Source organism: Streptococcus mitis NCTC 12261, from assembly GCF_000148585.2.
GTDB lineage: Bacteria > Bacillota > Bacilli > Lactobacillales > Streptococcaceae > Streptococcus > Streptococcus mitis.
Window position 1 is genome coordinate 1772744 of sequence record NZ_CP028414.1, and the last position, 20587, is coordinate 1793330.

At 44.4% G+C, this 20587-nt stretch carries 13 protein-coding genes; 1 reads left to right on the forward strand and 12 read right to left on the reverse strand.

The window, feature by feature from the left end; translation table 11 throughout:
• Positions 1-2: 2 nt before the first annotated feature.
• The 5 genes from SM12261_RS08985 to SM12261_RS09005 form a co-directional block, all read right to left on the reverse strand.
• Positions 3-932, reverse strand: a complete 930-nt coding sequence (locus SM12261_RS08985; protein ID WP_001032152.1) for an ABC transporter permease — start codon at positions 930-932, stop codon at positions 3-5.
• A 210-nt stretch (positions 933-1142) separates the two neighbouring features.
• The gene (locus SM12261_RS08990; protein ID WP_000251379.1) at positions 1143-3023 is read right to left on the reverse strand and encodes a beta-N-acetylhexosaminidase; all 1881 of its coding nucleotides are present in this window, start codon (positions 3021-3023) and stop codon (positions 1143-1145) included.
• Positions 3017-3886, reverse strand: coding sequence for an ROK family protein (locus tag SM12261_RS08995; protein ID WP_000150738.1), 870 nt, complete (start codon positions 3884-3886; stop codon positions 3017-3019). The genes SM12261_RS08990 and SM12261_RS08995 overlap by 7 nt, the downstream gene beginning before the upstream one ends.
• 83 nt (positions 3887-3969) lie before the next feature.
• Positions 3970-6615 (reverse strand): alpha-mannosidase, encoded by a 2646-nt coding sequence (locus tag SM12261_RS09000; RefSeq protein WP_000432726.1) that lies wholly within the window; start codon positions 6613-6615, stop codon positions 3970-3972.
• Between the two features lie 98 nt (positions 6616-6713).
• Positions 6714-7994, reverse strand: coding sequence for a glycoside hydrolase family 125 protein (locus SM12261_RS09005; RefSeq protein WP_000640524.1), 1281 nt, complete (start codon positions 7992-7994; stop codon positions 6714-6716).
• Positions 7995-8164: 170 nt separating this feature from the next.
• On the opposite strand from SM12261_RS09005, the gene SM12261_RS09010 reads away from it, so the two are divergent.
• A complete protein-coding gene (locus tag SM12261_RS09010; protein WP_000803429.1) occupies positions 8165-10246 on the forward strand; it encodes a GH92 family glycosyl hydrolase in 2082 nt (693 codons plus the stop codon).
• 45 nt (positions 10247-10291) lie between these two features.
• On the opposite strand, the gene SM12261_RS09015 is transcribed toward SM12261_RS09010, so the two are convergent.
• From SM12261_RS09015 to adcR, 7 genes are all read right to left on the reverse strand, one after another.
• On the reverse strand, positions 10292-11974 hold the full coding sequence (locus SM12261_RS09015; protein ID WP_000251212.1) for an alpha-L-fucosidase: 1683 nt from the start codon (positions 11972-11974) through the stop codon (positions 10292-10294).
• 1 nt (position 11975) lies between these two features.
• Positions 11976-15764, reverse strand: coding sequence for a glycoside hydrolase family 2 TIM barrel-domain containing protein (locus SM12261_RS09020; protein ID WP_001250579.1), 3789 nt, complete (start codon positions 15762-15764; stop codon positions 11976-11978).
• 183 nt (positions 15765-15947) lie between these two features.
• Positions 15948-16832, reverse strand: a complete 885-nt coding sequence (locus SM12261_RS09025; protein WP_004235732.1) for an SPFH domain-containing protein — start codon at positions 16830-16832, stop codon at positions 15948-15950.
• Positions 16833-17001: 169 nt separating this feature from the next.
• Positions 17002-18507, reverse strand: coding sequence for a zinc ABC transporter substrate-binding lipoprotein AdcA (gene adcA / locus SM12261_RS09030; RefSeq protein ID WP_000724036.1), 1506 nt, complete (start codon positions 18505-18507; stop codon positions 17002-17004).
• 9 nt (positions 18508-18516) lie between these two features.
• A complete protein-coding gene (locus tag SM12261_RS09035; RefSeq protein WP_000950030.1) occupies positions 18517-19323 on the reverse strand; it encodes a metal ABC transporter permease in 807 nt (268 codons plus the stop codon).
• Positions 19316-20020 (reverse strand): metal ABC transporter ATP-binding protein, encoded by a 705-nt coding sequence (locus SM12261_RS09040; RefSeq protein ID WP_001269496.1) that lies wholly within the window; start codon positions 20018-20020, stop codon positions 19316-19318. Before SM12261_RS09040 ends, SM12261_RS09035 begins: the two co-directional genes overlap by 8 nt.
• Positions 20020-20460, reverse strand: a complete 441-nt coding sequence (gene adcR / locus SM12261_RS09045) for a zinc-dependent transcriptional regulator AdcR (RefSeq protein WP_001249308.1) — start codon at positions 20458-20460, stop codon at positions 20020-20022. Before adcR ends, SM12261_RS09040 begins: the two co-directional genes overlap by 1 nt.
• Between the last annotated feature and the right edge of the window lie 127 nt (positions 20461-20587).

Below are 20587 nucleotides of genomic sequence, written 5' to 3' on the forward strand. Positions count from 1 at the left end.
TTCTAGAACAAGGCTGAGTTTGGATCAACTCGTCTTGCAAGTAAGTTTGATAGGATAACCAGAATCAAGCCGACAACTGATTGATAAAGACCTGCCGCTGATGCCATCCCGATATCTGCTGTCTGAGTCAAGCCATTATATACATATACGTCCAAGACATTGGTTACGTTATAGAGCTGACCAGCATTGTGGGGGATTTGGTAGAAAAGACCGAAGTCTGCACGAAAGATATTTCCGACTGCAAGGATGGTCAATACAGTTACCAATGGTGTCAACTGCGGAATGGTTACATTGCGAATTCGTTGCCATTTGCTGGCTCCGTCCACTGTCGCTGCTTCGTAGTAGGTTGGATCAATTCCCATGATTGTCGCATAGTACATGACACTGCTATATCCAAAACCTTTCCAAATACCTAGGAAAAGTAGGAGATATGGCCAGATGCCCAAGTCAGCGTAGAAATTGATTTCCTTCATCCCAATAGATTCTAGGAAATGGTTGAATACCCCTTTATCAATGTTTAGGAAGGCATCTGTAAAGAAACTGATGATAACCCAAGACAAGAAGTAAGGGAACAACATAGAAGTTTGGAAAATCTTAACCATTCTCTTAGAACGGAGTTCACTGAGGATGATGGCAATCCCTACTGATACAATCAAGCCAATGAAGATAAAGCCGAGATTGTAGAGGACAGTATTTCGTGTGATAATAAAGGCGTCTTTTGAACTAAACAAGAATCTGAAATTATCGAGTCCGACCCATTTACTATTCACGATACTATCTATAAAACCATTACTGGTCATGTGGTAGTCTTTAAAGGCAACCACGTTCCCAAATACTGGAATGTAGAAGAATAGAATCAACCAGAGTGCCCCTGGTAAAACCATCAAGAGAAAGATCCAGTTGTCTCTCAAGGTTTTTGAAAACTTATTCATAATTTCCTCCCTTTTTTATTTTGATATCCATCTAAAAATTCCTTTTTAGATTTTTGATAACGATTACATTATTAGTATACTCCTATTTGAAGGTTAGGTTAAACTACTAATTATAGAAAAAACTCCACAAATTATTTTATGTGGAGTACTTTTTTAAGAAAGGGATGTTTCACGAGAAACACTCTGCCCAAGGCACGGTGTTCTTGTTTCTTATGTCGTGTAGATGGTTGAAGCTGTCGCAATGGTATGCCACTGGTTGGCTGTTGTGGCTGCGAAGTCCTTGTCTGCGTAAAAGTCAGTAAATGGCAGAATTTCCACTTCTAGCTCATCGATACGGTCCAGCTGACCTGCCAGATAAGCCTCGATGCGGCTTTCTGCTCGTTTAATGCGTTGCAAGAGTCCTCCCATACGGATGTCAACTGTATCCAAGCCAAAGACCTTGTTTTCCTTCAACCATTGATGGCTAAAGAGGGCATGGAAGTCTTCAATTCGGCTTCTGAGTTCTGGTAATTCTTGTCTGGCAATTTCTTGCAGACTTTCTTTATCGTTTGTTTGGTAGGCCTGACGGATGCGTCTTCCCACATCCACTTTGCTACTTAAAATGGAATTCAACTGGGCCTGAGTTTCAAAGAGATAGGAATAGTTCCCAGCTTTTTCTTTAATGTTAGCGAGCATCTCAGCAGCCTGAGCGAAGTGCAGTTTGTCCTGTTCAGGTGTCATGTGCTGGTCAAGGATCGGACAGAGAACATCCTGATAAAAGACATAGCGGTTGGGATTGATGCCACTGAGATTGCCTGGTAGATCTGGCAAGAGGTTAGCAAGGTCAATCTGCATGAAATCCTCAACTGATAGGCCTGTATTGGTCTGGAAATGAGCAGACAAACGGTCTAGGTCATTGCGGTAGCAGAGTTCTGCCCAGATTTGCAAGCTTGGGAGAATAGAAAACTGGGCAGTTTCACCACCATTATCCCCCCAACCAGTTACGATGACTTCTTTGATATCATTAGCACGACAGGCTTTATTGGCTTCAAGAGCGATGAGACGGCTGAAATGGTTATTGGGTGTGAAACCAATCCACTTCCAAGCTCCCCCTGCAAAGGCGATATCTTGGCTAATCTTGTGGTGATTACGGAAGTTGCGATTGTATTTTTCCTCACTATCCTGATAATAGTCCCAGTAAACCAAGGTCACACGATCTTTGAGACGGTCTAGGTAGACACGCGTTTCCTCTGGAATTTCCACATCACGGTCGTACTGGCCATCTGTTGACATAAGTTTAAAGAACATATCGCTCCACATCTGGCAGTGGAAACCATATTTGTCAGCAATATCCAGCACGCGCTCCAAGTGTTGGCACATGAGGAGACTACGATCCACAACACCGTTCAGAATCAAGTAGCGTCCCAAACCAACCAAGTGGGCTTCGTCCATCCCGATATTGACCTTGCGAGTTTGTAGTTTAGACAGAGTAGCAAACATACCATCAATCAGGTCATAAACCTTTTCTTCGCCGATAAGAAGGATATCCTCTACATCACGGAGCTCCTGGACTTCTTTAACACCCCATTTGACAAAGGCTGACAAGTGGGCCAAAGTCTGGATACATGGCACAAAAGTCATATCAAACTGCTGGGCATAGGCTTCGATTTCCTGTAACTCCTTAGCAGAATAAGCCCCGCGGAAATAGCCAAAGTAAGGTTGTCCTTCAATCTGGTAGGTGTCTTCCATGTAAAGCTCAAAGGTTGAGTAGCCCATGAGAGCCAAGACCTCAATCATCTGCTTGGCAGCAGCCACATTCAGCACCGCATTTCTCGAACAGTCTGCCATGTAGGCTAAATCTTCATAAGCCGCCTGTTCCTCAATCTCTACTTTATCACCTTCTGCTAGAGCTGTTACCAACAAGGACAAGGCACGATAAAGTTGGTGAGGTTTACTGTAGGTCAATTGATAGTGACCATCCTCACCCTTGATAGAGATAGAGGCTTGGTCAGACTGAGCGACAGCTACCTCTACATCTGGTAGCGAAATGTGCTTTTTAAGCAACTCTACTGCTTGCTCTTGTTTTGGACTAAGTCCTGTAAATCTTACCATTGGTTTTCCTCCTGTAGCCAGTTGACAAGGGCTCCGTAGAGATTAGCATCTGCATGATAGGTGCAGGCTTGGATAACTGGTGCGACCGTGTATTCTTCGTAGGTCTCGACAAAGTTATCAACAGCCTTCTTGACACCTTGGATGAAATCTGTGTTTTGGCTGATAGAGCCACCCAGACTAATGACATCTGGGTCAATAAGATACTGAATATTAAGCAAGCCTTGCGCCAGATTACGGTTCATTCGCTCAATAGCTTCTTGACAAAGGGTATTTCCTTCTGCGGCCTCTTGGTAAATCTTGCGACCGTCCCAGTCAGTCTGACCAGATTTTTCAATCACGTAGCGTACCATATTTCCAGTTGACGCTAATTGCGACCAGTTGTTGAGCTTTTCAGCAGGGGCAAGGGTTGTCATGTAGCCAAATTCCCCACCCAGGCCGTGGCGACCTCGATGAAGTCTACCATTGATAATCATGGCTCCGCCAATCCCTGTCCCAATCACGACACAGGCTGCATTTTCAAGCTCTGGATGAGCTAGTAGTTCACTGAGTCCAACGCAGTTGGCATCATTTTCTAGATGGACAGGAATCTGATAAGAGCTAAGCGCCTCATACCAAGAAAATCCGTGAATGTAGGGCACCGCACTGAAGCCATCAATCACACCTGTCTCTTGATTGACCGCGCCTGGAACGCTCATAGCAATCCCACTGTAATCCTGCTCTGACAAGCGCTGATCTAGCCAAGCTAGTAAGTCCTCCAAGTTTTCTGGTGTTGGGATACTTGTCTTATATAGTATTTTCCCATCAGGAGTCAGACTGGCAAACTTAATTCCAGTTCCTCCGATATCAATCGTTGCAATGGTCATTGTTTTTACCATAAAAAGGGGCGAATCAGCAGTTAGTTCTTACCTTTTCGCCCCTCCTTTCTTTTTATGTTTACTTTTTGAAATTAAATTTCTTCTTTTTTGATGAATTCTGTACGAATCTCTTGTGGTGAAATGAGGCCTCTATGAACTGGATATGGTCGTTCAAGTAGGTCAAGGAAGAGATGTTGACTTTCCGGTACACGTACATTTTCACTACACATATTATAGTAACGAAGAACATAGCCTTCTTCATTTTCAGCTACCTTAAAGGCTGTTGGACAGATTTGCGGTATGCTGATAACAGAATGGCTCAATAGGCTACCAGTCGCAGCCACGCTTCCTTCTTGTTTAGCAAGCTGAAGGCTAGTAAATGGTGTCTGCAAGGCCTTAGCACGACGGAAAGCTGAGAAGCGTTCTTGGACTTGGTGGCATTCAAGCGCAAACTCGACTTCAAACTCACGCAAGCATTGTGCTTCTGGTGTTGGGAAGTAACCCCAGTCACCTAGCTCACCTGATGCACGCAAAATAGTCACTGCAATGGTGTCGTCTCCAAGGATTTCGTATTCATTCAATCCCTTGTTGGATACAGTCACCCCTTTTTCATCGTCATACAGACTGACAAAGGCTTGTTGGTGTTGAGGATTTTCAGGATTTTCCCATGAAGCAGCTGGTTTGTTTGGTCGTGTTACCACCTCATAGATGCTTTCAGAATCATTGCTTGGACGCGTGTTATGAGTCTTGACCAAGAGACGGATACGGTGGTCTTTGGCAGTGTTAGTAAAGCGAGTCTTGCAACGGATTTGTGGATTATCAACGAAGATAGTCATCTCAGTTTCAAGAGGAATGCTTGTCAATTCTTCTGAACGTCCAGCTTCACGCTTCATAAACTCGATGATGCCTTTTTGCTCTTCTTCTAGCTTTTCATCTGCACTGACAGGCACGGTCAATTCATGTTTGAGCAAAATCTTAGCGTAGCGAGCTGTGTTTTCCAAGACCTCGTAGCCCTTAAGCTCTGCATAGATTGGCTCTGTTCCTTTTGGTTGGAAATAGATATACTCGTTTCCGATGTCACCACGGTCTTCGAAGCGGATAAAATCTTCATAGGCTTCGTGAGTTGTCTTGTCATAGACTGTGATATTGTCATCCACACTTACCGTTACAAATGGCGTATCAATCACTCCGTTTTGGTAAATACCGTCGCGGTGTTCTTGCTCTCCTTCCAGCAATTGGAATGTTGTCCAAGAAAGTGGCGCTAGGTGAACTGGGATGATCACGCGCACTTGTCGAGCAATACGAGCTTGGCGGAACTTATCTTTTGGTAAATCGTACTCAAAATTAGCTCCGAGATCTTCGATTTTAGCCTCTACAGGACGCCCATCCAAGTCCTCCACACGGTAACTTGGCAAGGTAAGAGCAGCCATCTTCTTGTATCCTTCTGTTGGATGCAACTCCTTGAAATCACAAGTCGCTACATCAATCACTGTGCTGACAGTATCAACCTTATCATGCAAGCCTGTGTTAATGACAGTAAAGAGATAGTCACTTTGAGCCTTAGCTGTAGCTATTTTGCCCTTCCACTCGTTAAGAAGGTTAGTCTTGACAAAGTTTCCGACTTGATTGACCTTGGCAAAACGTGTCTCCATCTCACGGTGAACTTCGTCCACGCTACAGCCACAGATACTATCATGCGGCGCATTTTGCAAAAGAGTTTTCCATGCATAAGTCAACTGGTCCTTGTGGTTGTGGCCCCCAGTGATAATAGTCAGTGGTTCTACAATTTGCTCTAGGAGGTTGCTATTTTCTTGGAAGGCTTGTTTGAGATAAATACGAGATGAAGAAGTGTTGGCAAGTGTGTACCAGCCGTCTGTTTCCTGACTGGTCAACTCACCTGTAACCGTTGATAATTGCTCTGGTAGGGCACTTTCCACGGCTTGGACATATTCATCAAAAGAACTATGAACAAAGGTTACATCTGGGAAGAGTTCATTTGCCACACGAATGGCTTCGCTCAGATTTTTCTGTACAGGCTGGTGATCACATCCGTTCATCATCAACCATTGGTTGGTCGAAGCATAATCACGCACATCTGACAATTTTTGTTTCCAGAAGGTCAAGGCCTCATCTTTATCAACTGGAATTTCATTCCCGTTACTGTACCAGTTGGCAAAGAGGATACCGAGGACACGACTTCCGTCCGCACCCTGCCAGTACATTTCTGAAAACTGGGAAGTAAACTGCTCATCTTCGAGAACTTGGTTGTCAAATCCAATCGGCTTCACACCACGACCAAAGGCTGCCACGTGAATGCCTGATTTTTGAAGAATTTGAGGCGCTTGTCCCATATTTCCAAAGGTATCTGGGAAGTAACCAATCTGAGTTGATTTGCCCCATTTTGCAGCCTCCTGCTGACCGATAAGAGTATTACGGACATTGGCTTCACTTGAAATCAAGTAGTCATCTTGCAAGATGTAAAAAGGACCAATTTTAAATTTGCCTTCGTCAATATATCGTTGGACTTTGTCGCGATTCTCAGGGCGAATCTCCAAGTAGTCATCAAGGACAATGGTTTGACCATCCAAGTGGAAGCTCTTGAACTCAGGGTCATTTTCAAAGAGATCGAAGAGATTGTCAAATAATTCCACCAACTGCATACGGTGGCTTTCAAAAGGCAAGTACCACTCACGGTCCCAGTGACTATGTGAGATAATATGTACAACAACATTTTCCATGAAGTAAAACCTCATTCTAAATTTAAATTTTTATTGTTAACGTTTTAAATGTAAATTTGTGATTCTTTTCAAGAATCAGTTACGCTAAAGCGTGTTCCTTAGCGGATATCCAAGTAATCCAAGACCAATTCACAGAACATCATGTTGGCCCAAGAGAACCATTCACGAGAATAAAGAGTTGGGTCATCCACGTGGAAGCTTTCGTGCATAACACCTGTACCACCATCGCAAGCAACCAGCTGATCCAGCAAGAATTTTTTCTCTGCCTTATCTCTCGTTGTCAAACCTTGGATAGAAAGGGCGATTGGCCAGATATAGCGATAGAAGGTATGAGAACTTCCGAGTCCACTAGCACATTCTCCTTGGTAGAAATATGGATTTTCAGGGCTCAAAATGGTACGACGAGTTGCTTGATAGACTTCGTCGTCAATATCGCAGTAGCCCAGATAAGGCGCAGCCAACAAACTTGGTACGTTTGGATCATCCATGATGCTGGCATTTCCTAGACCATCCACTTCAAAGGCATAAATCTTTTCGCCCTTGCTGTTGCTTGTGTAGGCGTAGTTTTCGATGCCTTCTTGGATTTCAGACTGGAGGCGCTTAGCGTCTGTGATAACACTCTGGCTATCAGCTAGATTTAATGCTGCGAAGATCTCTTGCACATAACCCAAGACTACTACAGCAAACATATTTGACGGAATCAAGTAACTATACTGACAGCAGTCATCACTCGGACGAAAGGCTGACCAGGTCATTCCTGTCACTGCAAAATCAGGTCCAAAGCCATCATTTACCAGTGTATCTTCCTTACGGTCCGTATCGCGGACAAAACGATAAGGAGAGTTATTATGGTCTTGTTCTACCGTCCAGAGATGGAGGATTTCCTTAGTCGCTGCGACAAAAGTCTCATCAAACTGACTAGTCTCGCCAGTCTCTTTCCAGAGGAGATAAGCCAACTGCAAAGGATAGCAAAGCGAGTCCACCTCGTACTTGCGTTCCCAAATCCAGCCATTCAGGTCTGTGTGGTCGGTCTCGTGGTGTCCCTTCCAGTTTTCCTCAATGTTGAAGGAATTGGCATAAGGATCCTTGAGTACCAAGGTCATCTGACGTTTGACCAAACCTGCAATGGTCTGACGCAGGAGGGCATCCCTTTTAGCCACATGCAGGTAGGGTCTGAGTTGGGCTGTCGAATCCCGAAGCCACATGGCAGGAATATCCCCAGTCAAGACAAAAGTTGAACCATCTTCTAGAATTTCAACCGTATTGTCCAAGGTATCTGTGTAGCAACGCTCGAAAACATCCACCCACTCTGGATGGTCCTTAGCCCGCTCTGCTACTTCATCTAGCCACTCTCTAACAATTTCTTTTGAATAAATCATCGTGCAGTATCCTCTTTCAAACAAGTTTCATTTTCAGTATATAGCTTTTGAGACAGAAAATACATACACAAATGATAGTCATTTTTCTACAAAATAGTTATCTTTGAAACTCCTTTTCTATAGGTTATATTTTTCTGATATAATGTAGAAAAACAGCTAAAGGAAAGACTATGAAACCACTACTTGAAACCATCGATACCCGCTTTGGAACTGCCAGCAAGCATGCCTTTTCTCGGGGAAATACCCTGCCATACACAGGCGTGCCTTTCGGGATGAATTACTTTGTACCCCAGACCAGTGACCAGGAGGGCTCTTGGTTTTTCGATCCGCATCTGCCTATCTTTCAGGGGATTCGACTAACCCACCAGCCCAGTCCTTGGATTGGGGACTACTCTTGGCTCCTTCTGACACCTGTCACAGGGCAGATAGGTGGAGACAGCCTCTTCTATCGTCAGTCTTCCTATGATATGGATAAGGCCTCTTTCCAACCTCATTATCTGAAAATTTTCTCCCTGCGCTATCAGATTGAAAGCCAGCTCACACCGACTTGCTACGGTACTTCTATTCTTTTAGAGCAAAAACAAGGCAAAGCCCTCTCCCTCTACCTTCACGCAGCAGATGAACTGACAGTAGAACAAGTAGATAAGCGAACTCTTGCCCTGCGACAAGAAGGTAAAACTGAAACCAACAAAAATCCACTAACTATGTTCACTGCCCTGCAAATGAATACGGATATTCTTGCTATCATCCAAGAAGGCGAAGACTGGCGAATTGACTTAGCAGATAGCCATGCTGAGATTCAGCTAGCGACTTCTTTCATCTCTCCTTCTCAAGCACTGCTTAATCTACCTCAAGAAGATTTTGATAACTGTAAAGCAAATGCGCAAGCGGATTGGGAAAATCTCCTCCATCGTTTTGACATTATAGAGACAGGAGAAGCTGACCGAACCTTCTTTGACCACTGCCTTTACAGACTCTTCCTCTTTCCTCAGACTTTTTATGAGGTTGATGAATCAGGACAAGCCATCCACATAGATTTGGCTACTGGAACTGTCAAGCCTGGTGTCCTCTTCAGCAACAATGGTTTCTGGGATACCTTCCGCACCACCTTCCCCCTCTTTGCCCTTATCATACCGGAACACTACCACCGCTTTTTAGAAGGTTTCCTCAATAGCTACCGCGATACTGGTTTTCTTCCAAAATGGCTGGCTCCAGATGAACGGGGTATGATGCCAGGTACACTTTTAGACGGTATTATCGCCGATAGCGCCTGCAAGGACATGGCCCCCGACCTAGAAGAACTCCTCCAAGCCATGCTTGAAACAGCCAGCAAGGCCGACCCTCTCGGCATCAATGGTCGTCACGGACTAGCCCAATACCAAGAACTAGGCTACCTCTCTACCGATCACCACGAAAGTGTCAGTCACACCCTTGACTATGCCTATAGCGACTTTTGTATCGCCAGCTGTGCTGAAAAACTAGGGAAAATAGAAATCGCTGAAACCTACAAGGCCGCATCACAAAATTACCGCCATCTATTTGACGCTGAGACAGGTTACATGCGAGCGCGTGATAGTCAAGGCAACTTTCGCCCTGACTTCTCTCCTTATAGTTGGGGACGCGACTATGCCGAATGCTCTGCCATCCAAGCAACTTTAGGCGTCCTCCACGATATCCCAGGCTTGATCCAGCTTATGGGTGGAAAAGGAGCCTTTAGCAACTATCTTTTAAAAGCCTGTCAGGAGGCTCCCCTCTTTGAGACAACAGGCTATGGCTACGAGATTCACGAAATGAGCGAAATGGCTACTGCTCCTTTTGGGCAACTCGCCATTTCTAACCAACCTAGCTTCCACATTCCTTATCTCTTCCGCTACAGCAACTACCCTGACTACACTGCCCTTCTTATCAAGACCTTACGTCAGAAAGCCTTTCACCCAAGCTGGCAAGCCTATCCTGGCGATGAAGACAATGGTAGTCTCTCTGCCTGGTACATCTGGTCGGCTCTCGGATTCTATCCAACCTGTCCAGGCAAGCCCAGCTATGATCTCGGAGTCCCTCTCTTTGACCATCTCCGAGTCTATCTCGCTAAAGAAGATAAATGGCTAGATATTCATACTGAGCAAAACCACAGCCACTTCAACTTTGTCAAAGAATGCCGACTGGACACAACTCTAGTATCAACTATTCAACATCAAGACCTCTTAAAAGCTGAACAACTAACCTTCACCCTCAGCTGGTTACCAAGTCACTAGCTAGTAGACAAAAGAACCTTTGTATCGTGCAAAGGCTCTTTTATTTTATGAAACTTGTACTTGAAGTTGATCCAGAAGCTGACCACCCACCGTTAGGTTCAGATAGAAATCCAAGGTTTTATCTCCTGCAAAATACAAGGTTGGAAGCGTCAATCTTTTTTCAGTCTCGCCAACTTGAAACTCAATAACTTGAATCTCGTCCTGATAGGCGACACCATGGACACCTGTCCCTGGTTGAATCGAAATCTTAGCCTCTAAAGGAGTATTACTTTCGCTACGTTCAATCCTAAAATGAAGAGTCTCTCCCTTTGTCACAGCTAGACTTTTTTCTGCAAATGCTAGCCCCTGAACAACTTCTGTTTTTGATAAGCTAGGAGTTTTATAGAGTGAAATCTTTGTCAATACAGGTAAATCCTGTGACTCTGTAATCATCACGCGCACCTTCTGTGCCTCTACTAGCGAACCTCGCAAGAGGCGCTTATAACCAACTGTAAAGCCTGTACCAAATTCTTGCCAGACACCGTCCACCTCTACTTGCACATAAAAACCAGCAATTCGTTGCCCTAGCTTCAAATCCTCTCTTAACTCAATTACATCAAAAGTTTTAGGTGACCCTAAGTCGAGTTCTAACTGGATTGGCAAGCCTGCATCGCTTGCCCAAGAGCTGGTCTTAAGGCCATCTGTCAAATAGTGACAGGCAAAGTCTGCGGAAAGAGCAGAACCAGATACCTTAGCTCCCAGAGCCAAATCTTCTTTATAGAGCTCATTGCGATAGGCCGCAAATTCATAGAGGCGTTCAATATCCTTTGCATCAAATAGCCCAGCTTGATTCGGCGGAATATTAAGTAGGAGCGGGGTTCCTCTCCCCACTGAGTGAAAATAGATTTCGACCAACTCCTCAAGAGACTTAGAATCCTGGTCCTCATGGTAAAACCAACCTGGCCGGATGGAAACATCTGCCTCTCCGATTGAAAAAATCGTACCTGAGGGATCTCCATGCTGAAGATAGTCCAGCTCTGCTTCTGTTCCTAGTTTGTCAGAATTCACCTTTTGCCACAGTGGATCACCTGCATACCCTCGTTCATTGCCAATCCAGCGGATACTGGTGCCTTCTGTTGAAAAAATCAAGCAATCTCCCTGTAGCTCACGAATGGTTTCAAACCATTTCTCAAATTCATAATTGACCTTTTGAGCGCCCTCTCCTCTAGCACCATCCATCCATACCTCTGCAAATTTCCCTTCATTTCCATAGGCAGGATTTGATAAAATCTCCTTTAGCTGAGCCAGATAATAGGCATTATAGTCCGCTTCTCGCTCCACATGATAGAGAGGACTGTGGGCATCCCAAGGCGATAGGTAGACCCCCATATCCATATCAAACTCCGTGGCAGCTTGGGATACTTCAAGGAGCAAATCTCCCTCTCCATTCCTCCAAGGACTGGCCTTGACCGAATAATCTGTGTGAGCTGTCGGATAAAGGACAAAACCATCGTGGTGCTTGACCACCAAAATCAACTTCTTAAAACCCGTTTCCTTGAGCACGCGAACCCACTCCCGCGCATCTAACCTTGTCGGATTAAATCGTTCAGGATCCTCCTGACCTGTCCCCCATTCCTGGTCATAAAAGGTATTGGGCCCAAAATGGATAAAGGCTGCTAGTTCATCCCCTAAATACGCTAGCTGGTCCTGACTAGGCAAGGGGCCATGCGGTTTTATTTCTCTTACCATACTACTTCCTATCTACACTTTTCTTCACTTTTTTGTCATGCACTTGCAATTCTGTTAACGCTAGAGGGCTTGCCAAGCCTTCAAATCGAAGACGAAGGGCATAGGTCTCCACCTTGTCAAATTCAAAACGAAGCTCTTCATCCTTGTCGCTTGAAACTTTTTGGATAGCTGATACAGGGCGCCAATTCTCCTCTTGCTTGAGCAGAGAATCCTTATCCAAATGATTTGGAGTCCGAGGCAAGGCAGGCTCATTCCCTACATAATAATCGATATGGGTAGGATCCACCGCCACGTATTCTTGATTTTCGACATAATACAAGGTCACGTTATCCACAAATCGCGGTTTTAAAATCCCTGCATCTCCAAACAGAATACCGACGCTAGCTTGCTCTGACTTGGCAATCCAAGTATTGGCTGTCGATTTCTTCCGAGCAATGACCTTATCATTGAGGTAAGATGCTGAATGATTAGGCTCTGAGTGAGAAGCAAAGACCAGAGGCAGATTGGACCCTGTCCACTGATTGGAAATGACTTCACCATCTACACTGGCATCTGTCACATGAATGGTGACTGTTGCTGGTAACTCACAGCCCGCTACTTGTCCTGTGAGCACACTTTCTCCTACCTGAGCATAGACTTGAGGTTCAAGTTCATCCCAAGTCACCTTGGCCGTATCTCTTCTGCCATCTGATAAGACTAGCTTGACTCGGTCTGGTAAGTGTGGGGCTTCCTTGACAAGCGTCCAAACCCTTTCAGGCTCAATAGCGCAAATCCCTTGAACACAAACCTGAGCAGAAGCCTTTAAATCCAAACCCTCTAGCTGGCCAGATACCGTAAACTCATGAAAGCTTGCCATATCTTCTTCGGAGATTGCCTCCCAAACAACCTTGACTCGTTTTGCACTACCAGACTCATAGTCCACCAAAACTGAAGATGGCAGCTGTGGATAAGTTCCCTTAGCTGTATACAAGCGAAGTGGTCGTACAAAAACTGCCTGCCCTAGCGAGGTATTTTCTGCGACCTGCAGGTGCATTTGATAGGTCTTCCCTTGATAAATGGCGCGGATAGCCAAGTCACCTGCAGACAAGCAATGAAGCACTCCCTGCTTGATAATGGCGTGGGCACTACCACTCGTCTCCCAAATCACTTCACTATTCCCCACCTTGTTCACAGGGTTATCCACAGTTTGTGGATAAAGTCCAATGGCTGGGGAATCTCCTTCTTGCAAGCCTGCCTGCTTGTCCACTCGAATCTCAAACAAGCGTTGATTTTTCACTGGCTGGCAAGCAAAAGCCTCTCCCACTAAGAAATTAAAACTTGCTGGCTCTAGCCCTCTGGCACTGGCCTTTACTCTTACTTGGCCTGCCTGCTCCAAGCTCTGAACTAAGAGGACACCTCTACCATGAAAGGCTTTCCTCTTAAACCGACCATTTTTCTGAGCCTGGTAACGTTCACGACTAGCCTGCCTTCCATTATCCACTCCTACAATACGAGCAGGGCCTTCAATTTCAAAATGAAGCTGATTGGAAGCCGTCGGCACCCAATTTCCATCCTTGTCCAATACATCAAAATAGAGATAAAGGAGGTCTTGCCCATCTGGCTCCAGTTTTGTTTTCTCAGCATGTAACCCGATTTTGGCTGGCTTACCTGCAGTCACCACCCTATCTTCTGCCACAATCTGACCTTGATGGTCATAGACCACAGCACGCAATTCTCCTGGTTGATAATCCAAACGCCATTCGAGATAGAGTTGATCAGAACCTTCTCCCTCTTGGTATTTTCTACCATCTGAAGTCCATTTTTCCTGAAAAGTCTTCCTGCCTTGAGATTTTCCATTGAGAAATAGTTCTACTGAACCAGCATTTGAATACACTCGAACAGGGATATCCCCATACTTATCCACAACTTGTTGATAACTCTTGTGGATTTCCCAATTCCAGTGAGGTAAGATATGAACCATGGGATGCTGATCTGCATCCAACCACTGACTTTGATAGAAATAATAGTCATTTTTAGGAATCCCCGCCGTATCCACGATCCCAAAATAGGAACTCTTGACAGGTGTGTCATTTTGGTTGTGCCAAGGAGTCGGCTCACCGATATAGTCCACTCCTGTCCAGATAAACTGACCCGCATAGTCTAACCGATTTCGATCTACTATCCAAGCAGCCGTCGCCGTCTTCCCCCAAGGAACCCGATCATTACCATAGTCTGACTGTTCAAAATTCCGCACGCGGCGATTATCCCCAATCCATTCCTTATCTGGGCGAAAATAGCTATCACGCGTCCGTGTAGCCGATGAGGTTTCAGACCCGTAAAGTCGCCACTTGGGATGTCTTTTGCGAATTCCATCAATATTATCTTCCGAGTAATTCAAACCCACCACATCCAGCAAATCAGCAATCTTTTCATGACCTCCAGAACCATCTCCAAAGCGGAACTGGTCCATTCCCATGGTCACAAAACGACTATCATCCACTTCCTTTACCCTTTCTAGCAAGCGTTTGATAGTCTTCAATGAATGAGCATCGCCATTTGCTTCGCTGACTTCATTTCCTAAGGACCACATAAAAATCGCTGGATTATTCTTGCCACGCTCAATCATAGTGCGCAAATCATAATCTGACCAGAAATCACCTGCTTTTGCTTCTGGATGAGTTGCTTCTTCCTCAAAAAAGCGACCATAGTCATACTCTTTCTTGCCTCCATACCAAGTATCAAAGGCTTCTTCTTGAATGAGTAGGCCCATTTTGGCAGCCACATCTAGCAAGATGCTACTGGCTGGATTGTGTGTTATTCGGATAGCGTTGACTCCCATTTCCTTCATTTGGCGCAGGCGTCTCTCGGTAGCTGACCTGTTTTCCACAGATCCCAGCGCTCCGTAGTCATGGTGTAAACAAACCCCATGAATCTTCAACCAGCGACCATTGAGAAAGAAACCCTTATCCGCTTGCCAATCCATATAACGATAACCAAAGGTCTCCTCTTCTTCATCAACCAAAATGCCATTTTTGTAGAGGTGAGTCTTCAATTGGTAAAGGTAAGGTTGATCAATATCCCAAAGCAAAGGTTGGAAAATTGATATTGCTTGCTTGAAATGATGTTTTTCCCCAGACTCAATCATTACAGAGTCTGTCACCTGCCAGTCTGAAACCTGTTGTCCATCATACCAGATACTCTGCTCCAAATACACCGACACGGACTGAGGTCCATCATTTGAAACCTTACTTGTAAGCTGGGTTTCCACCCAAGATTGCCTTTGTTCCTTTAGCTTGGGACTTTCTATCTTAATCCCATATAAATCCAGATGCACCGAATCTGTAATCAATAATTTTACTTCTCGGTAAATACCGCTACCAGAGTACCAACGACTGCTAGGTTGCTGATTTTCCACAAAAACCGCAAGCTGGTTGGCCGTCCCATCATTTCTTAGATAAGGCGTGATATCATAAGAAAAGGGCGTATAGCCACTGGGATAATAGCCCAGCACTTGCCCGTTGATATAGACTTGGGCATTCATGTAAACTCCATCAAACAACAAACGCACCGATACAAGACTGGCATCTTCTTCCAAGTAAAACTGTGTCCGATACCAGGCCTGACCCCCATTTAGCTGACCACCCTCATTTTGCGCTGGCGAATACTGGTCAAAATCATTGTGAATACTCCAGTCGTGTGGCACTTGAATAGCCTGCCAATTTTCCCTCTGAAAATCCGACGCCAAGGCCTCTTCCTTCCCCACCTCTTGGCTAAAAAACCAGTGATTTCGTAAAACTTCTTCTCTTCTCATACAAGCATTCCTCTTTAAACGAATCGATATACTTGACTATAGCACAAAACAAAAGCGCTTTCAAGACTTCCTCCATCACTCCCTAAATCCTCAGAAAAGATTCTATAATTTGTGGAGGAGGATTTAGTTCTCAAAGATACAAGGGTAATACAAAAAGAGCCTGACTCCAGGCTCTTTAGTCTATTATTTCTTCTCAGCACGGAGGGCTGACAAGATTTGTGTACGGATATCATCCACACCATTTGGCGTATTTGGTAAAAAGATAGTTTGATTTCCTTTAGAGGCAAAGGTATTCAAGGTATCCAAATACTGGTTGGTCAAGAGTATGGACATGATTTGTTCTTCTGTCATGCCAACATTGGCTTCCTTGAGTTCGGTGATAGACTCTGCCAATCCATCCACAATCGCCTTACGCTGTTGGGCAATCCCCACACCATGAAGGCGGTCTTTCTCTGCTTCGGCTTCAGCTGCAGTGACGATTTTAATCTTGTCGGCTTCAGCCAATTCTTGCGCTGCGACCCGCTTACGTTGCGCCGCATTGATTTCATTCATGGATTGCTTAACTTCTGCATCTGGTTCGACCTTGGTAATCAAGGTTTTCACGATAATATAACCGTAAGTAGTCATTTCTTCCGCCACTTGGTGTTGAACTTCGAGGGCAATCTCATCTTTTTTCTCAAACAATTCATCCAAGGTTAATTTGGGAACAGAAGAGCGAAGAGCATCTTCGATATAAGATTTAATCTGAGATTCTGGACGCATGAGTTTATAGTAAGCATCTGTCACGCTCTGCTCGTTGACACGGTACTGAGTCGCTACATTCATCATAACGAACACATTGTCCTTGGTCTTAGTCTCAACCACAATATCGCTTTGCAACAAGCGCAACTGAATCCGCGCTGCAATCGAGTCAATCCCAAAAGGCAAGCGGATGTGAATACCGCTATTGGCAACCTTTTGGTATTTCCCAAAGCGTTCAATAATCGCCACCGACTGTTGACGAACCACATAAACTGTACTCAGTGTGACTATCACCAATAGGAGCACACAAACCACCACAAAAATCATCAAAAATGTTGTTACCATCGCGACGACCTCCATCATTATTTTTTCCTGTATTATAGCACATTTAAAGAAGGTTGTGCAGTTTTTACTGCGATTTTTAAAAATAAAATGTTAACCATCTATTTTGTAACTAAAAAGGATAGCCTCATACAAAGCTATCCTTTGATTCTCATCAATGCGCCAACATTTCTTGGGCGATTTCTTGTCCAGATAGATTATCTGGGTAGTAGGTTGGCCAGTTATCCATTTCTTCAAAGAGAGCTTCTTGGCTTGTGCCTCCAAAGAAGATATGGAAATGTTCTGCCTTAACTGGGGCGATATTGTGGTCACTAAACTGAACATACTTGAACTGTCCAGCATCAGCATCTGTGGCTTCAAAGAGGAAGCGCACGCCACGATTACCTTTCTTGTAAGTTAAGATTTTCTTACCAACATACTTGTAGGTGAATTTCTTACTTTGTCCACCTTGAACAAATTCCATAGTGTTATCAGTGATATTAATCTTAGTCACATCTGTCTGATAGCCCTTTGTATAGTAAGCCTTGTACTCAGCCTGAGTCATCTTACCAGTCAACTTAGCCTTGTAGTCAAAGACTTGATCAAACGTGCCATCTTCAAGGAAAGGATAAACTGATTGCCAATTACCTGCATAGTCACTCAAGGTGCGGTCCTTGACAGCTGCATCTTCAAAGTAACCATTTTGAACTGTCTTGGTATCCTCTGCTTTTTCAGGCTCGATTGCTGGGCCTTCTTGGTCCGTTGTTTGTTTCAGAGCCTTGAGGTTTTTCTCCATGATAGAGATGTAATTTTCTCCAGCCTTGGTGTCCTCTTCTGTCAGACTTTCTAAAGGATTAAGGACATCTGTTTTGACACCTGCCTCTTTTGAAAGTGTATTAGCAAGGGCTTGTGAAGCATTCTCCTCAAAGTAGATATAGGCGATTTTATTTTTCTTGACATACTCTGTCAATTCTGCCAAACGAGCAGCTGATGGTTCTGCATCTGGAGAAAGACCTGAGATTGATACTTGCTTGAGACCATAGTCCAAGGCAAGGTAGTTAAAGGCTGCGTGTTGAGTCACAAAGCTCTTTTGTTTAGCTTGAGACAAGCCTTCTGCATAAGCCTTATCCAAAGCTTGTAATTTTTCGATATAGGCAGCAGCATTCTTCTCAAAGGTCTCCTTTTTATCCGGATAATCTGCTGACAAGCTATCACGGATGTGCTCTACAAGTTTAATGGCACGAACCGGTGATAACCAAACATGGGGATCGTACTCATGGTGATGTCCTTCTTCTCCATGGTCATGGTCTCCCTCTTCTTCCTCGCTACCTGGTAAGAGCAACATATCGCCTGTCGCCTTGATGGTTTTGACCTTTTTCTTATCCAAGGTATCTAGCAATTTAGGGACCCATGTTTCCATGTTTTCATTTTCATAAACGAAGGTATCTGCATCTTGGATTTTGGCAACTGCCTTGGCAGACGGTTCATATTCATGGGGTTCTGTCCCAGCACCGATGAGGAGTTCTACATTAGCAGTATCTCCTGCGACTTGCTTGGTAAATTCATAGACAGGGTAAAAGGTTGTCACAATATTTAGTTTGCCATCTGCCTGCTTTTGATTGGAACAAGCCACTAAAAACAAGGCACATAGACTGGCAAACAATAAGCTAATTTTTTTCACGTTAGTCTCCTATTTGATAAAACGTCTTACTAAACTAATGAGTAAAAAGACAGTTACAAAAATAATGGTAATACTTGCACTTGCAGGTGTTTCTGCATAGTAGGAAATGTAAAGTCCTGCTACCATTCCCAAAAATCCAATAGCACTGGCAAGCAGCATAACCGATTTAAAGTTTTTCCCTAGACGCAGGGCAATACTGGCTGGCAAGACCATAATGGTCGATACCAGAAGAGCTCCCGCAGCTGGAATCATAAGGGCAATGGCCACCCCCGTCACCATGTTAAAAAGAATGGACATGGTACGAACTGGCAAGCCATCCACAAAGGCCGTATCCTCATCAAAGGTCAAGATATACATCGGACGAAGGAAGAGGAAGGTCAAAATCAAAACAACCGCCGCAATGACAAAGAGGGAAATAACCTGCTCTTCACTGATAGTCACGATTGAACCAAAAAGATACTGGTCCAAACTCATTGAGCTAGAGCTTTTACCCTTGCTCATGACAATCAGAGAAACAGCCAGACCCGTTGACATGAGGATAGCTGTCCCGATTTCCATAAAGCTCTTGTAAACCGTACGGAGATACTCCAGGAAGACTGCCGCAATCAAAACAATGGCAATAGTGGAAATAGTCGGAGAAATCCCCAGAACCAAACCAAAAGCTACACCCGAAAGCGAGACGTGGCTGAGGGTATCACTCATCAAACTCTGACGACGCAAGATAAGGAAGGTCCCCAATACCGGCGAGAAAAGACTCATGGCAATAACGGCCAGAAAGGCACGTTGCATAAAGTCATAAGATAACAAACTAAGCATGGCCCACCTCCTGATCATTCTCATGAACGTTGAAACAACGCCATGGCGAGTCTTGGTTACGGACTAGATGAATATTGCGGTCCGCATAGTCCTTAACTTCTTCAGGGTCATGGGTAATCATCAAAACAGCCTTGCCATGATGATGGGCGCTGTGGTGCATGAGTTCGTAAAATTCGTTTTTACTTCCTGCATCCATCCCCGTTGTCGGCTCATCTAGGATAAACACATCTGGATCCGAAGCAAACATACGCGCGATCACCGCTCGCTGCTTTTGTCCTCCAGATAGAGACCCCAAGCGTTTGTCTCGGTGTTCCCACATTCCAACTGAGTCCAGACTAGCCTTGATATGCTCCTCATCATGAGCATTCAAACGACGGAACCAGCCTTTTCGCGGATAGCGACCCGACTTGACAAATTCATAAACCGTACTTGGAAAACCAGCGTTAAAACTGGCAATCTGTTGAGGAAGGTAAGCTATTCTCAATTTCTTACCCTGCGTATTTGTCTTTGAAATGGTCACCTTTCCAATGCGTGGCTGGAGGATTCCAAGACTGGCCTTAATCAGTGTCGTCTTAGCTGCTCCATTTTCCCCTGTCAAGGTAACAAATTCCCCACTATCAACACTATAATTGATATGTTCAAGAACGGGCTCCTTATCATAATAGAAGGATAAATCCTCTACCGTAATGTATCTCATTATTTGATTTCTCCTACTAAAGCAGTCAAAAACCGCTGAATCACTTTTTGTTCATTTGGAGTAAACTGAGTTGCCACTTGTTCATAGGTTAAAAGTGTATGCTCATGGTGATGATGGTGCTCCTCAGCGATTGGACGAGCCAAATCAGTCAACTGATAAAAAATCACACGCGCATCCTTAGGATCTTTAGATGTTTCCAACATCCCTTCCTTGACCAAAGACTTAATGGCCTTGGTAACTGCTGCCTGACTGACATTGAGGCGACGCGCCAATTCTGAATTTGTTAAAGATTCCTCTGACAAGAGCATAAGAATGTGCTCCTGAGTATTGGTCAGGGCCACCTCGCTAGTACAATGACCTATTAGGATTTCATGCTGATTTTCTGCCTGCAAAATCACCTCATTCAAAAAAGCATCGATATCCTTCGCTAGCTGTCTCATATCTGACTCCTTTCCTTTTGAACTTCTCTTTTTTAAGAGAAAAATACTATTCTTTGAAATTATTTACTGGTTAATTATATCACAACCAAAAAAAGAGTCAAGAAAAAACGTGAAAACCAGTTTCATT